Origin of the sequence: Gottschalkia purinilytica, from assembly GCF_001190785.1 — a bacterium.
Lineage (GTDB): Bacteria > Bacillota > Clostridia > Tissierellales > Gottschalkiaceae > Gottschalkia_A > Gottschalkia_A purinilytica.
This window is the reverse complement of record NZ_LGSS01000015.1, coordinates 15,569-30,007: the sequence shown is the minus strand read 5'-3', so window position 1 is coordinate 30,007 and position 14,439 is coordinate 15,569. Positions and strand designations below refer to the sequence as shown.

General features: G+C 29.1%; 16 protein-coding genes. 14 read left to right on the top strand and 2 right to left on the bottom strand.

From position 1 onward, the window contains the following. The 4 genes from gcvPB (at position 1) to lipA (ending at position 3,544) form a co-directional block, all read left to right on the top strand. The gene (gene gcvPB, locus CLPU_RS13115) at positions 1-1,458 is read left to right on the top strand and encodes an aminomethyl-transferring glycine dehydrogenase subunit GcvPB (RefSeq protein WP_050356128.1); all 1,458 of its coding nucleotides are present in this window, start codon (positions 1-3) and stop codon (positions 1,456-1,458) included. Positions 1,459-1,660: 202 nt separating this feature from the next. Further along, complete coding sequence (locus tag CLPU_RS13110) at positions 1,661-1,849, top strand: hypothetical protein (RefSeq protein ID WP_050356127.1); 189 nt, start codon at positions 1,661-1,663, stop codon at positions 1,847-1,849. A gap of 145 nt (positions 1,850-1,994) precedes the next feature. Further along, the gene (gene lipB / locus CLPU_RS13105; RefSeq protein WP_050356126.1) at positions 1,995-2,663 is read left to right on the top strand and encodes a lipoyl(octanoyl) transferase LipB; all 669 of its coding nucleotides are present in this window, start codon (positions 1,995-1,997) and stop codon (positions 2,661-2,663) included. 20 nt (positions 2,664-2,683) lie between these two features. Beyond that, positions 2,684-3,544, top strand: a complete 861-nt coding sequence (gene lipA, locus CLPU_RS13100) for a lipoyl synthase (RefSeq protein ID WP_050356125.1) — start codon at positions 2,684-2,686, stop codon at positions 3,542-3,544. 21 nt (positions 3,545-3,565) lie between these two features. On the opposite strand, the gene CLPU_RS13095 is transcribed toward lipA, so the two are convergent. Both CLPU_RS13095 and CLPU_RS13090 read right to left on the bottom strand, forming a co-directional pair. Next, positions 3,566-4,099, bottom strand: a complete 534-nt coding sequence (locus CLPU_RS13095) for a permease (protein WP_050356124.1) — start codon at positions 4,097-4,099, stop codon at positions 3,566-3,568. Then, on the bottom strand, positions 4,096-4,575 hold the full coding sequence (locus CLPU_RS13090) for a permease (protein WP_050356123.1): 480 nt from the start codon (positions 4,573-4,575) through the stop codon (positions 4,096-4,098). Before CLPU_RS13090 ends, CLPU_RS13095 begins: the two co-directional genes overlap by 4 nt. A gap of 236 nt (positions 4,576-4,811) precedes the next feature. Between CLPU_RS13090 and CLPU_RS13085 the strand changes: the two genes are divergently transcribed. The 10 genes from CLPU_RS13085 (at position 4,812) to CLPU_RS13040 (ending at position 14,370) form a co-directional block, all read left to right on the top strand. After that, a complete protein-coding gene (locus tag CLPU_RS13085) occupies positions 4,812-6,170 on the top strand; it encodes a hypothetical protein (protein ID WP_050356122.1) in 1,359 nt (452 codons plus the stop codon). 39 nt (positions 6,171-6,209) lie between these two features. Further along, positions 6,210-6,902, top strand: a complete 693-nt coding sequence (locus CLPU_RS13080) for a response regulator transcription factor (RefSeq protein ID WP_050356121.1) — start codon at positions 6,210-6,212, stop codon at positions 6,900-6,902. After that, complete coding sequence (locus CLPU_RS13075) at positions 6,874-8,301, top strand: sensor histidine kinase (protein WP_050356120.1); 1,428 nt, start codon at positions 6,874-6,876, stop codon at positions 8,299-8,301. Before CLPU_RS13080 ends, CLPU_RS13075 begins: the two co-directional genes overlap by 29 nt. Positions 8,302-8,532: 231 nt before the next feature. Then, positions 8,533-9,105 (top strand): biotin transporter BioY, encoded by a 573-nt coding sequence (locus CLPU_RS13070; RefSeq protein WP_050356119.1) that lies wholly within the window; start codon positions 8,533-8,535, stop codon positions 9,103-9,105. 26 nt (positions 9,106-9,131) lie between these two features. Next, positions 9,132-10,115: a biotin synthase BioB gene (gene bioB, locus CLPU_RS13065; RefSeq protein WP_050356118.1), complete on the top strand. Its 984-nt coding sequence runs from the start codon at positions 9,132-9,134 to the stop codon at positions 10,113-10,115. Positions 10,116-10,289: 174 nt separating this feature from the next. Next, entirely contained in the window at positions 10,290-10,856 is a 567-nt protein-coding gene (locus CLPU_RS13060) for a CD3072 family TudS-related putative desulfidase (protein ID WP_050356117.1), read from the top strand. 202 nt (positions 10,857-11,058) lie between these two features. Beyond that, positions 11,059-11,892, top strand: a complete 834-nt coding sequence (locus CLPU_RS13055; protein ID WP_050356116.1) for a transporter substrate-binding domain-containing protein — start codon at positions 11,059-11,061, stop codon at positions 11,890-11,892. Continuing rightward, positions 11,893-12,558 (top strand): amino acid ABC transporter permease, encoded by a 666-nt coding sequence (locus CLPU_RS13050; RefSeq protein WP_050356115.1) that lies wholly within the window; start codon positions 11,893-11,895, stop codon positions 12,556-12,558. After that, complete coding sequence (locus CLPU_RS13045) at positions 12,546-13,265, top strand: amino acid ABC transporter ATP-binding protein (RefSeq protein WP_200898591.1); 720 nt, start codon at positions 12,546-12,548, stop codon at positions 13,263-13,265. The genes CLPU_RS13050 and CLPU_RS13045 overlap by 13 nt, the downstream gene beginning before the upstream one ends. A 127-nt stretch (positions 13,266-13,392) precedes the next feature. Further along, a complete protein-coding gene (locus CLPU_RS13040; RefSeq protein WP_050356114.1) occupies positions 13,393-14,370 on the top strand; it encodes a dipeptidase in 978 nt (325 codons plus the stop codon). Positions 14,371-14,439 lie beyond the last annotated feature (69 nt).

Sequence of the window (14,439 nt, the reverse complement as noted above, 5' to 3'; positions counted from 1 at the left end):
ATGAGATCTAACTATAATAAATTGATATTTGAGGTTTCAAAAGAAGGTCGTAAAGGATATAGCCTTCCAAAATTAGATGTGAATGAAGTTAGTGTAAGTGAGCTTATTCCTAGCGAATTTTTAAGAGAGAAAGAAGCTGACTTACCACAAGTAAGTGAAGTAGAAGTTATAAGACACTTTACTAATCTTTCACATAAAAACTATGGTGTTGATACTGGTTTCTATCCATTAGGATCATGTACAATGAAGTACAATCCTAAATTAAATGAAGATATGGCTTCTTTAAGTGGATTCACTAATATCCATCCATATCAACCAGAAGAAACAGTTCAAGGTGCATTAGAATTAATGTATAATCTTGATGCACAACTTTCAGAAATCTCAGGATTTTCTAGAGTAACTCTTCAACCAGCTGCTGGTGCTCATGGTGAGTATACAGGATTATTAATAATCAAAGCTTATCATGAAAAAAGAGGAGATAGTAAAAGAACTAAAATCATAGTTCCAGATTCAGCTCATGGTACGAATCCATCAAGTGCTTATGTTGCAGGGTTTGAGGTAGTTGAAGTTGAATCAAATGCAGATGGTTCTGTTAATATAGATAGCTTAAAAGAAGTATTAAGTGATGAAATAGCAGGTTTAATGCTTACAAATCCAAGTACTCTTGGATTATTTGAACAAAACATTAAGCTTATAGCTGATTTAGTTCATGAAGCTGGTGGATTACTATACTACGATGGAGCTAACATGAACGCTATAATGAGTAAAGTAAGACCTGGAGACATGGGATTTGACGTAATGCACTTTAACGTGCATAAAACACTTTCAACACCTCATGGTGGAGGTGGACCAGGAGCAGGTCCAGTTGGTGTGAGAGAAGACTTAGTTGAATTCTTACCAGTACCGGTTATTGAGAAAAAAGATGATAAATTCATCCTAGACTATGATAGACCAAATTCAATAGGAAAAATAAAAGGTTTCTATGGACAATTTGGTGTACTAGTTAGAACTTATTCATATATCCTATCTATGGGATCAGAAGGATTAAAAGAAGTAAGTGAAGTTGCAGTATTAAATGCAAACTATATGATGAATAAACTTAAAGAAAACTATAGCTTACCAATAGATCAAGTATGTAAGCATGAGTTCGTATTAGGTGGAATTAAAGATAAGTCTACAGGAATTACAACTCTTGATATAGCTAAGAGATTATTAGATTTCGGATATCATCCACCAACAGTTTACTTCCCATTAATAGTTAATGAAGCTATAATGGTTGAGCCAACTGAAACAGAAAGTAAAGAAACTCTAGATGAGTTTATAAATGCTATGAATAGAATAGCTGAAGAAGCTAAACAAGATCCTGAGCTTCTAAAAAATGCACCTTATGACACTCCTGTTAGAAGAATAAATGAAGGTAAGGCTGCTAGGGATTTAATACTAAAATATGAAAAATAGAAAATAATTTATAAATATATATAGAAAAAACAAATATAATGATATAATGATATAGAGAAAAATTATAGAGGTATACTTTTAGGAGGTAATACTAATGTTTGCACATGATGGTAATGTGGAAAAGGCATTAACAGATAGCTTAGTTGCATCTATTGCCGAAAGAAAAGCTAATATTTGTGAGACTTGAGACGCTGCGGCTGTAATGGCACTCGCCTGGGGCGTTAAGGAAGAAGTTGAACCTCAATATGCTTCTGCTGTATCAGAACATATAGAAAAGATTCAAGGAACAGAAATAGAGTTAGAGAGTGGAGAAAAAGCTAAAATACTAAAAGGTGGAGTTAAAGAAAGAAACGGACAGGCAACTTTAATTTACAGATACCAATTAGTATAATTTGCTTTAAGTTTTAACTTGTGTAACAACGGAGATATTTTGTGTAACAACGATCTATAATATATTTTATTGCCTATACCCCCCGCAGTCTATATGAGTTTGACTTATATAGTAGGGGGGTATTTACATTTAAGGAGATGAACATATGACGAAACTAAATGTACTGAACTTAGGGCAATGTAGTTATGAGGAAGCTTTAGATATACAACTTGACCTCCTAAAAAAAAGACAAGATAAAGAAATAGAAGATACACTAATATTAGTAGAGCATTTTCCAGTTATAACATTAGGTAAAAATGCTGTTGAGGAAAATATTTTAGTATCAGAAGAATATTTGAAATCACAAAATGCCGATATAGTTAAAATAGGTAGAGGTGGAGATGTAACATATCATGGACCTGGTCAAATTGTAGGATATCCTATAGTTAATATAAAGGATTTAAAACTAGGAATAAAAGATTTTGTATATAAGCTAGAGGAATTATTTATACAATTATTAAAAAATGAATATAATATAGATGCTTTCAGAGATGACATAAATAACGGAGTATGGATAAAAAATAGTAAGATAACAGCCATAGGCCTTACAGTTAAGCGTTGGGTAACTATGCATGGATTTGCATTTAATGTAAATACAAATTTAGATCATTTTAATTGGATAGTGCCTTGTGGAATACAAGGTAGAGATGTAATTTCCCTAGAAAAGCTACTAGATCATAATGTAGATTTTCAGCGTGTGAATGATCAAGTTTTGAAATATTTTTGCAAAATATTTGGGTATGATAGCTTTGAAGAAATAAGTTTATATAAATAATTAGAGTGGGGGAAACATATATGCCAACAATCAAAAGAAAACCTGAATGGCTTAGAATTAAGAAAAGAGAAGGCCAAAATATGGGATATGTTAATGATTTATTAAAAAAATTCTCCTTAAATACAGTTTGTGAAGCTGCAAACTGTCCTAATAGAGTAGAGTGCTATAGTAAAAAAACTGCTACATTTATGATATTAGGTAAAGAGTGTTCACGTAATTGTAGATTTTGTAATGTTACACATAAAAAATTAGAGCCACTAGATCCTAAAGAACCTGAAAACGTAGCAAAGGCTACAGTTGATTTAGGGTTAAAACATGTAGTAATAACTTCTGTTACAAGAGATGATTTACCAGATGGTGGAGCAAGTCACTTTGCAGAAACAATAAAAGCCATAAGAAGGATAAAGAAGGATATAATCATAGAAGTATTAATTCCAGATCTTTTAGGAGACATTGATGCATTAAAAATAGTTGTAGATGCAAAGCCAGAAATACTAAATCACAACATAGAAACAGTTCCAAGATTATATCCAGACGTAAGACCAATGGCAATATATCAAAGATCATTAGACGTACTAAAAAATGTAAAAGTATTAGATCCAACTGTATTAACTAAATCAGGAATAATGGTAGGATTAGGAGAGAAAGAAGACGAAGTTATAGAAGTATTCAAAGACTTAAGACAAGTTGATTGTGACTTCTTGACAGTAGGACAATACTTACAACCTTCAGAAAAACACTATCAATTAAAAGAGTATGTTACTCCTGAGACATTTGAAATGTATAAAGAAGAAGCTACTAAGCTAGGATTTAAGTTTGTCGCATCTAGCCCATTAGTAAGAAGTTCATATAAAGCAGCAGACATGTTTGCATCAAAATAATAAGGAAAGGGTCTATTACATTTAGTTTGTAGTAGACTCTTTATTATATATATTTTTTATTTCATCTTCGGATAAATATTTTTCAACTAATATAGATAAAACCAAATATACAAATAAGCTGGTTGTTATATGAAGAAAAGTAAATGTTCCTCCTAGTGATGTATATTCATAGACCATCATAGGAACTTTACAATTTGCCCATACACCTATAAAAAAGATAATATAAGAAAGTTTTACACCTTTTTTAATAAACATATGAGCTATAGGAAAAGACACATATAAAGGTCCAGCAGCTAATGAACCTAGAGTTAATATACATAATAGCCCTTTTATACCAGAATCCTTCCCCATATATTTTACCATAGTTTCTTTTGGAACCCATACATCCAATAAACCCATTAATATGAATATAGGAGGAACCAATGAAAGAAAAGTTTTAATATTTGAAAAAGAAAAATATATAGTATTTACTCCTACAGTTGAGTTGATGTTGTATATTACGATTATCAATACTATAAAAACTATCAACCATTTATATTTTCTTATTATATTCATATAAGGAACCACCACACTATAATTACAAAGACAATACATGAAATTAAACCTATTAAATTTCTTATAATAGAAAATTTATTATCGAAATACTTACTTTCTAAAGGAAAAGTAACTATACCTATTCCCATTAATGTTGATATAAGTCCTGCAACTTGAGGGTATCCTGCACCCCTTTGTAATAAACTAGCACCGAGAGGGAGAGATATAAAGTTTGGGATATAAGATATAGATCCAATAACTATAGAAAGAAGAACACCTTTTAATCCAGATTTTGTACCAATCAATTTTGTTATAATATTAGGATCTATGATTGATAAAAATATGCTTACAAACATTATCATAGGTAGTATAGTTGGAAGTAAATTTAAAAAAGATTCAAGAGAAATATTTAAAGCTTTTTTAGTTTTGTTTTTATCTTTTATAAAAGATAAGAACAAAAGGAATAAAGAGATAATATATAGGATTATGCTAGACATAGCGTTACACCTCTTGAAAAATAATGATATTTTACATAAATATACAATATATGGATTTATCTAATTATTTGTATTATAGTATAATTAGATTTAGAATATGTTAACTATTTTTACAAGAGATAAGTAAAAAGAGATATTGTCAGAAATAATGTAATATCATAGTAATTTTTTTGTAACCAATTTCTTTAGACTATATTATAAGATAAATACTGACTGCTTATTTAAAGTCAAGGAAGGTGATAACCATAAAAAGAAAACTAAAATTAATCATAATAATATCCATGTTATCTATACTTCCAGCTTGTTCGTTTAAAGCATCACCAGAAGGCTTAATGAAAGTACCAAAGTTCTCACAAGAGAATCAAGAAATAAAATCTGTAATACAAAAAATACTACCTAAAACAGCTAAACTGACAGCCCCCTATAATAAAGAAGAACTAAGTGCTATAAAATTTATTGATTTAGATGGGGATAATGAAGATGAAGTAGTAGCATTTTATAAATTGAGTGTAGATAAAGACTCTTTGAGAGCATTAGTACTTAAAAAAGAAAATGGTGCATGGATACCTAAAGGTGAAATGAAAGAGTCGGGAAAAGAATTTGATGAAGTTATGTTTAAAGATATAACAGGAAATGGAAGACCAGAAATAATAATAAGTTCTATGGGGGGAGAATATAAAAATAAGGGTGTAAGTATGTACTCCTATAGTGATGATAACATAGTAGAGATATTTGAAACCGCTTATGAAGAAATGATTATAGCAGATTTAGACAATGATGAACTACCTGAAATAGTAACTTTGAAAAAAAGTGATGATAGATTGTCAGCGGATTTATATAAATATACATCTGAAGAAAGTACAATAGAGTTCATAAATGAGACTATTGTTGATAGTCCTACAACTATTAAGTCTATTAAAGTAGGGAAAGCATCTAAAGATAAGACAGGAATTTTTATTCAAACTTCATATGAGCATTATGGTGCAACAGCTTTATTAGTCATGGAACATGGACAACTAGTAAATGCTTTTTATGATGACGAAATTGGACTTGTGGAAAAAACAACTTCTCCATATGCAATGGATCCACAAGATATAGATAATGATGGAATAATAGAGATACCAATAAGACAATATACTGCTGAAAAAACAGAGGATGTTTTTGAACGTAACTCTATGGTTACCCATTGGAATAAATGGGATGGAGGAAGAGATCTAATACTTGTAAAAAGAGTATATTATAATGATGACTTAAAAATAAGTTTTGATTTTCCTTCAAATTGGGATAAAAACATTACTGTTAGATGTTATGAGGAAAGTGATGAGAACAATCACACTAGTAAATTGATATCGTTCCAGTATCTTAATTCATATGAATATATAAAATATAATTTATTAACCATATATGAGTATAATAAAGCAGATATTGATGCAGATAAGATTAATAAACTTAAAAAGAATAAGTATGTAAAGATTGGTGAAAGTGCTCAAAAAGTTTACTTTGCTACCTTAGGAAGTACTAATCATAGTACTGAATTTAATGAAAAGCTAATAACAATTGATGAAGTGAAGAAAAACTTTAAAATATTGAAATAGTAGTTTATATTTTAATATTCTAGAAATGGAGGAATTAGAATGGCTAGAGTTCTTGTTTTAGAAGATGAGGATGATATAAGAGCTTTTATTGTAATAAACTTAAAAAGAGCTGGATATGAAGTATTACAAGCAGGTACTGGTGAAGAAGCTCTTGAAATAGTAAATAATTCAAATGATATAGATATGGCTGTTTTAGATGTAATGCTACCTGGTATTGATGGCTTTGAAGTATGTAGGAAGATAAGAGAAAAAGACCGAAACATGGGAATCATAATGCTTACAGCTAAATCTCAAGAATTAGATAAAATAAGTGGACTTACAATGGGAGCAGATGACTATATGATAAAGCCTTTTAGCCCTATGGAGTTAGTGGCTAGAATAGATGCTTTAGCTAGGAGAGTAGAAATGCTTAATGGAGGAAAACAAAAAAATCTAGTTTCTGGTCCATTTAGAATAGACACAGCTGCTAGAGTTGTACTAAAGAATGAAGTGGAAATAGACTTGACACAAATAGAATACTCCATTATGAAATTGTTCATAGAAAATGAAGAGCAATCATTAACTAGAGAAGAAATCTTAAATAGTGTTTGGGGTGAAAACTATTTTGGAGATCCTAAGATTGTTGATGTAAATATAAGAAGATTAAGACGTAAAATAGAGGACGATCCGTCAAATCCAAAGTATATAAAGACAATATGGGGATATGGATACAGATGGAGAAAGGAAGAGTAGTGTGCAAGGGATTAAAAAAAGGTGGGTTTATAACTATATTATAATAGTATCTGCTGTATTATTAATAGTAGAAGGAGCTTTTGTAATATTAATAAAGAACTACTATTATGGAAATATAACTCAAAATCTTTCAAACACTACTACTACAGCTGCAGACTTCTATAATAGATATTTAAGTGGCAAACAAGATACGTTACATGATATTGCACAACAAATTATCCAAGGTTTTTCTAAAGATTATTCAGAACTTCAAGTTTTGGATACTAAAGGTAATATAATTATGAGTTCAAGTGGATTTTTATTTAAAGATAAGGTAGACTCTCAGGATTATATTAAGTCATTAAAAGGACAAGTATCTACTTGGACTGGTAAAGATAAAAATACAAAAGAAAATATAATGATAGTATCAAGCCCTATAATGCAAGAAAAAGATAAGATAGTTGGTGTGGTGAGAAATATAACATCACTGGAGGAGGTAAATAAAGTTATTAGAAAACTTTTTACGGCTTCCTTTTTTACTATTTTAATTATACTACTAATTATGTTAAGTTTAAGTATACTATTTAGTAGATCTATAATAAATCCTCTAAATGAAATTAATGGTGTTGCTCAAAAAATGGCTAAGGGACAATTTTCAGAGCGGATAGAAAAACATTACAATGATGAAATAGGGGAACTTGCAGATACCCTTAACTATATGGCAGGGGAGATTGTAAATAGTACAAGGCTTAAAAATGACTTTATATCTTCTATATCACATGAGTTAAGGACTCCGCTAACATCTATAAAAGGATGGAGTGAAACTATACTAACTGGAGGTCTTAAAGATAAAGAAGAGGCAGAGTTAGGACTTAAAATAATAATAAAAGAAACAACTAGACTCTCACAAATGGTTGAGGAATTATTAGATTTTTCAAAAATAGAGAGTGGAAGAATAGTTCTTCATTTAGAAAAAATAAATGTTAAAGATGACTTAGAAGATGTGATCCATATATGTAAGTTAAGAGCCTTGAAAGATGGAGTAATTTTAGAATACAGTTCTGAAGAAGATATACCATTTATAATGGCAGATAAAAATAGATTAAGACAAGTATTTATAAATATAATAGATAATGCTGTGAAATTTACAGATAAAGGTAAACATGTATTTGTAAATATATATTGTGATGATAAAAATACCTATATAAAAATAAAAGACGAAGGAACAGGTATCTCTCCAGAAGATTTATCCCAAGTAAAGGAGAAATTCTTTAAGGGAACTAGTAAGAAGTCAGGAAGTGGAATAGGACTTGCTGTAAGTGACGAGATAATTAAACTTCATAATGGAAGTTTAACTATAGATAGTGAACTTGGAGAAGGAACTACTGTATTGATAACACTTCCACAACATAGTGAGTAAGAGCTACAAATTTTGATTTTGTAGCTCTTTTATTTATTTAAAATACTTTCAGAGAAATGACCCTCTCAAATATATTTTGAAAAATATTGTTAACCATATAAAAAAATAAGTTGACAATTAAAAATGTGTAATATAAAATATCATTAAATTTATATTATATAATTTGTTCTCATTATTTTTAAATATTTAAAAATAATTAATGTTTCAAATAAAAGTTAAGGAGGGTTTGATGTGAAAATTAAAACAAAAGATATGATATTAGTATCTATGTTTGCAGCATTAACAGCAATAGGTGCATATTTGCAAATACCTACACAACCAATACCGTTTACCTTTCAGTTTTTCTTTTGCGCATTTTCAGGGTTAATTTTAGGTTCAAGAAGAGGAATAATGTCTCAAATATTGTACATTATTATTGGACTAGCTGGGCTACCAATATTTGCTGGAGGTAAAGGTGGAATTCAACATATATTTAGTCCTACATTTGGATACTTAATAGGATTTATGTTATGTTCATACATCATAGGAAAGTTAACTGAGAAACAAGGAGAGATTAAATTTGTAAGATTATTAACATCCGTAGTTATTGGAATTATTGTTGTATATATTATAGGAGTACCATATCTTTATATGATAATGAATATAGTTATGAAAAATCCTATGAGTATGAGTACTGCTATCAAAACAGGATTTACTATATTTATTATACAAGATTTAATTAAATGTGTAGTTATATCACTTATAGGAGTTAAAATCGTTCCTATTTTAAGAAAAAGTGGAATGTTAGAAAAAAATGTTTCTTAAAGATTAAGTCAAGGGAGTTAAGTGGCATGATTAGTTATATAGAAAAATTAACAAATGAAATATTAAATGGAAGAAAAATTACTTATGAAGAAGCTTTGAATCTTATAAATATAGATAACAATGATCTAGGAATATTAAATGTATTGTTTGAAAATGCAAATAAAATAAGAGATAAATTTAATGGTAAGAAAGCTGATTTATGTACGATAATGAATGCAAAGTCAGGAAAGTGTTCTGAGAACTGTACATTTTGTGCACAATCAAGTCATTATAATACAGGGGTAGAAGAGTATCCTTTAGTGAGTTATGATGATGCTTATAAAAGAGCTAAAGAGATGGAAGCGAAAGGTGCACATAGATTTTCTTTAGTTACAAGTGGAAGAGGTATGACAGATAAAGAACTAGAGGATATTATAGATATATACAAAAGACTAAAAGAAAATACTACTATAAACCTTTGTACATCACTTGGAATAATATCTTACGAACAGGCTAAAAAGCTTGTAGAAGCTGGAGTGACTATGTATCATCATAATGTGGAAACTAGTAGTGACTATTATAAAAATGTGTGTACTACGCATAGTTATGATGAAAGAATAGAGACTATAAGAAATGTTAAAAAAGCTGGCATGGAAGTATGTTGTGGTGGAATTATAGGAATGGGTGAAAGTATAGAAGATAGAATAAAAATGGCATTTGAAATAAGAGAACTAGAGGTTGAATCTATACCAATAAACATTCTTAATCCCATAAAGGGAACCCCCCTTGAGAATAATGAATCTTTAGAACCTATGGAAATATTAAAAACTATGGCAGTATATAGATTCATAATACCAAAGTCATATATAAGATATGCTGGTGGAAGAATGCTTCTAGAAGATACTCAAAATATAGGATTAAGGGCAGGAGTCAATGCACTATTAGTAGGAAATTATCTTACTACTATAGGAAATGACATAGATCAAGATAAAAAAATGGTTGAAGAAGAAGGTTTAGAAATTATATATTAAATAGATTAAGACATAAGATGTAATTCATCTTATGTTTTTTTATATAAATATAAAAAACTTAAAATTTATAATAAAATATTATACAAAACCTTTGTAATAATGTTATTGTATTGATTTTTAATTTTTAATATTGTAAATTTAAAGTAACTTAAATCTTTATTAGAGGTGATTAATATGAAAAAAGAAAAGAGAATAGTACTACTATCACATTGTATATTAAATATTAATTCTAAAGTTGAAGGATTGGATGAATATCCATCACATATAAATAATTTATTAAAATATTTTATTGATAATAATATAGGTATGTTACAACTTCCCTGTCCAGAAACAATAGTTTATGGAATTAAAAGATGGGGACATGTAAAAGAACAATTTAATACACAATTTTTCAGGAAACAATGTAAAGAAATGCTTGAACCTATAGTATATCAAGTATCGGACTATATTAATAATGGATATGAAATAGTAGGTGTAATAGGAATAGACGGAAGTCCAAGTTGTGGAGTAAACAAAACTTGCTCTGGAAACTGGGGTGGTGAGTTTATAGATATTGATGATACAAAAAAGAAAATAGAGAATTTAGTAATGATAGAAGAAAAAGGAGTATATATAGAAGTGCTAGAGGAGTTACTTAATTTACACAAAATAAATATACCATTTTATGCCGTTGATGAAAGTAATGGGGAAAAGTCTATATTGGAATTAATAAGCATTCTTAGCAAAAACATAAGCTTATAGATAAATCCTAAATATTTAAATTTCAGCATTTAAGCCTTTAATAATACACTTTCAAGAAAACAAAATAGATAGAGTTTAAAGTGCTGCATAAATAAAACCTATATAATACCAAAAACGTATAGATAAAACTTATTTGATTTACTTATTAATATTAGATATTCTATTTTTGGTATAAAAACGTTTTCTTGAAGGAGGAAGAAAAGTGAAAAAATTAATGTATGCTTTATTATTAGCTTTATTGTCTATAACATTTATTGCTTGTTCTAATAATACACAAAATACATCTAGCAAAAATGAAGGAAGTAAAGAAACAACGAATAAAGATATTTCTTGGGAAAAGATTAAAGAAAAAGGCGAACTAGTAGTTGGTATGTGTCCAGAATACCCACCATTTTCTTCAAGGAATGATAAAAATGAAATAGAAGGGTTTGATGCTGATTTTGCAAAATCACTCGGACAAGCTTTGGGAGTAAAAGTTACTTTAAAAGATACAGCTTGGGAAGGATTGATAGCTGGATTAAATAAAGGAGATCATGATTTAGTAATATCATGTATTTCTCCTGAAGAGGCAACATCTGCTTCTGAAAATGTAAATATGAGTGATAAGTATTATGACTTAAGTGAGATAATTGTAGTAAGAAATGATAATAAAGATATAAAATCAAAAGAAGATTTAAAAGATAAAAAAATAGGAGTTCAAGCTAACTCTACAAGTGAAGTTGCCGCAGACAGTCTTAAGGATAAAGGAATAAAAGTAAAAGAAGTTAAGAAATATAATAGAAATTCTGAAACTTTTATGGAACTTAAAAATGGAAGAATAGATGCTGTTGTTGTAGGATATGCATATGCAGTTACACAAGTTAAAGGAAATAAAGATTTAAAGGTTATAAATGACCCTATAAAATCAGTTGAAATAGTAACTGTTATGCAAAAAGGTGCAGATGAACTTACTAATAAGATTAATGAAGGTATAAAAAAAGTGAAAGAAAATGGAGCTTATGATAAGGCATTTAAAAAATGGTTGGAGTTGAATTAAATGAAAAGTCTGGATTTTAGCTTTATAGTACCATATTTGCCACAACTTATTGAAGCTGCAGGAGTTACATTAAAAATAGGAGTGCTAGCTTTCATGCTAGCACTTTGTATTTCATTAATAGTTGGAGCATTAAGAGTTAGTAATATTCCTAAAGTTTTTAAGGTATTTTTAAGTGCATATGTTGAAATATTTAGGGGTACACCTTTATTAGTTCAGCTTTTCGTTATATATTATGGACTACCACCATTTGGGATAAGCATGGAAAGTTATACTGCTGCTATAATAGGATTAGCACTTAACTGTGGGGCATATATGTCTGAAATTGTTAGAGCATCAATTATGTCTGTAGATAGAGGACAGTATGAGGCTGCTTATTCTCTAGGATACAATAGAATCTCTACTATTATCTATATTATATTACCTCAAGCTTTAAGAATAGCTGTACCTCCATTTATGAACTATTTTTCTACTATACTTAAAGATACATCTCTTATTTCTGTAATATCAATAGCTGAAGTTACTAGAATAGGAAATCAAATATATGCAAGGACGTTAAGACCTTTTGAAATATATATTACACTAGGTGTGTTTTACTTTGTGATGACGTATTTAGTTACTTTGCTATCTAAGGTACTAGAAAGGAGAACTAGCTTATGGAGCCAATAGTTCAAGTTAGAAATATATATAAAGATTATAATAAAACTGAAGTTTTAAAAGGAATTTCTTTTGATATTTTTAAAGGTGAAATTGTTTCTATTATTGGTTCAAGTGGTTCTGGTAAGAGTACTTTAATAAGATGTATAAATGGACTTGAAAAAATAAAAAATGGAGAAATTATTGTAGATAAAAAAGTTGTAGGTGATTCTAGATCTGTCATAGGAAAAGTAGGAATGGTATTTCAAGATTTTAACTTATTTCCTCACTATACAGTTCTAGAAAACATAGTTAATCCTTGTAAAGTTATAAGGAAAATGAATACTGATGAAGCAAAAGAGTTGGCTATGAGTCTTTTAAAGAAAGTAAAATTAGAAGACAAGATAAATGAATATCCTAAAAATCTTTCTGGAGGGCAACAACAAAGAGTAGCTATTGCTAGAGCCTTATCTATGGAGCCTGAAGTTATATTATTTGATGAACCAACATCATCTTTAGATCCAGAGCTTGCATATGAAGTTTTTAACACCATGAAATCACTAGCTAAAGAAGGGTTTACAATGGTAATAGTTACACATCAGATCAATATGGTTACTAATTTTTCAAATAGGGTAATTTTCCTTGAAAATGGTAAGATATCTTTTGATGGAAGTCCTAAAGAATTAATGGAAACGGATAATGAAAGAGTAAAGCAATTTATAAAGATGATTGCTTTATAAAAAATATATTAACTTAAAAAAAGATACGAAGATACAGATTTATTTTATGTATCTTCTTTTTTTATGATATATATACCTACATTTATATATAATATTATATAAATATGAATTGATAGGAGGGCATAACATGATATTTGATGGTCATGCTGATATATGGACAGATGTTAATGTAAAAAGAAAAAAAGGATTTAAGGATATTTTCAAAAGTATGCATTTAGAGAGATTTAAAAAAGGAAATATAAATGGAGGTATATTTATAGTATGGCCAGAGCCTCCCTACAATGAGAATACTAAAAATAGAGTTATACATATGATAGAAAACATGTCTACAGAAATCATGGAAAATCAAGATTTAATTCACATAGTAAAACAAGGTTGTGATCTAGATAAAGGAATTAGACAAGGAAAGATGACTGTAATTATAGGACTTGAAGGACTCAGTTATATAGGAAAAAATGTAGACTTAATAGATACTCTTTATATGTTAGGAGCTAGGCATGCATCTCTTACATGGAATGAAGAAAATGAGTTAGCAACAGGTATAGACGGAGATCCTAATAGAGGTCTTACCAAGCATGGTATAAATGTCATAAGAAAAATGGAAAGGTTAGGTATGATAATAGATGTATCTCATGCAAATGAAAAAACATTTTGGGATATATATGAAAATACAAGTAAACCGTTCATTGCATCTCATTCAAATTGCAAAACACTTTGTAACGTGCCAAGGAATATTACAGATAGACAACTAAGAGCTATAGGAAAAAGAAAAGGAATAGTGGGATTAAATGTATATAGAGAATTTGTTCATGAAGATAAAAATAAGCAAAATTTAAAATACCTAATCAACCATATAGATCATATGGTTGATACTATTGGAATAGATAGTGTTGCATTTGGATTTGACTTTTGTGAATATTTAGAAGACGATAGTTCAGGAGAGTTTTCAAAAAATCCTACTGAAATAAATACAATAGGAGTAGAAGATGCTTCACAAGTGGGAAATATAATAAATGAATTAATAAGAAGAGGGTACACAACAGAAGATATTGAAAAGATAAGCTATAAAAACTTTTTTAGAGTTATAAAAACCATACTAAAATAAAAAAGAACTCAGAGATATATCTCTGAGTTTTGAGGTGATACAACGCTTTTGTATAAACTTTAAGCGTCT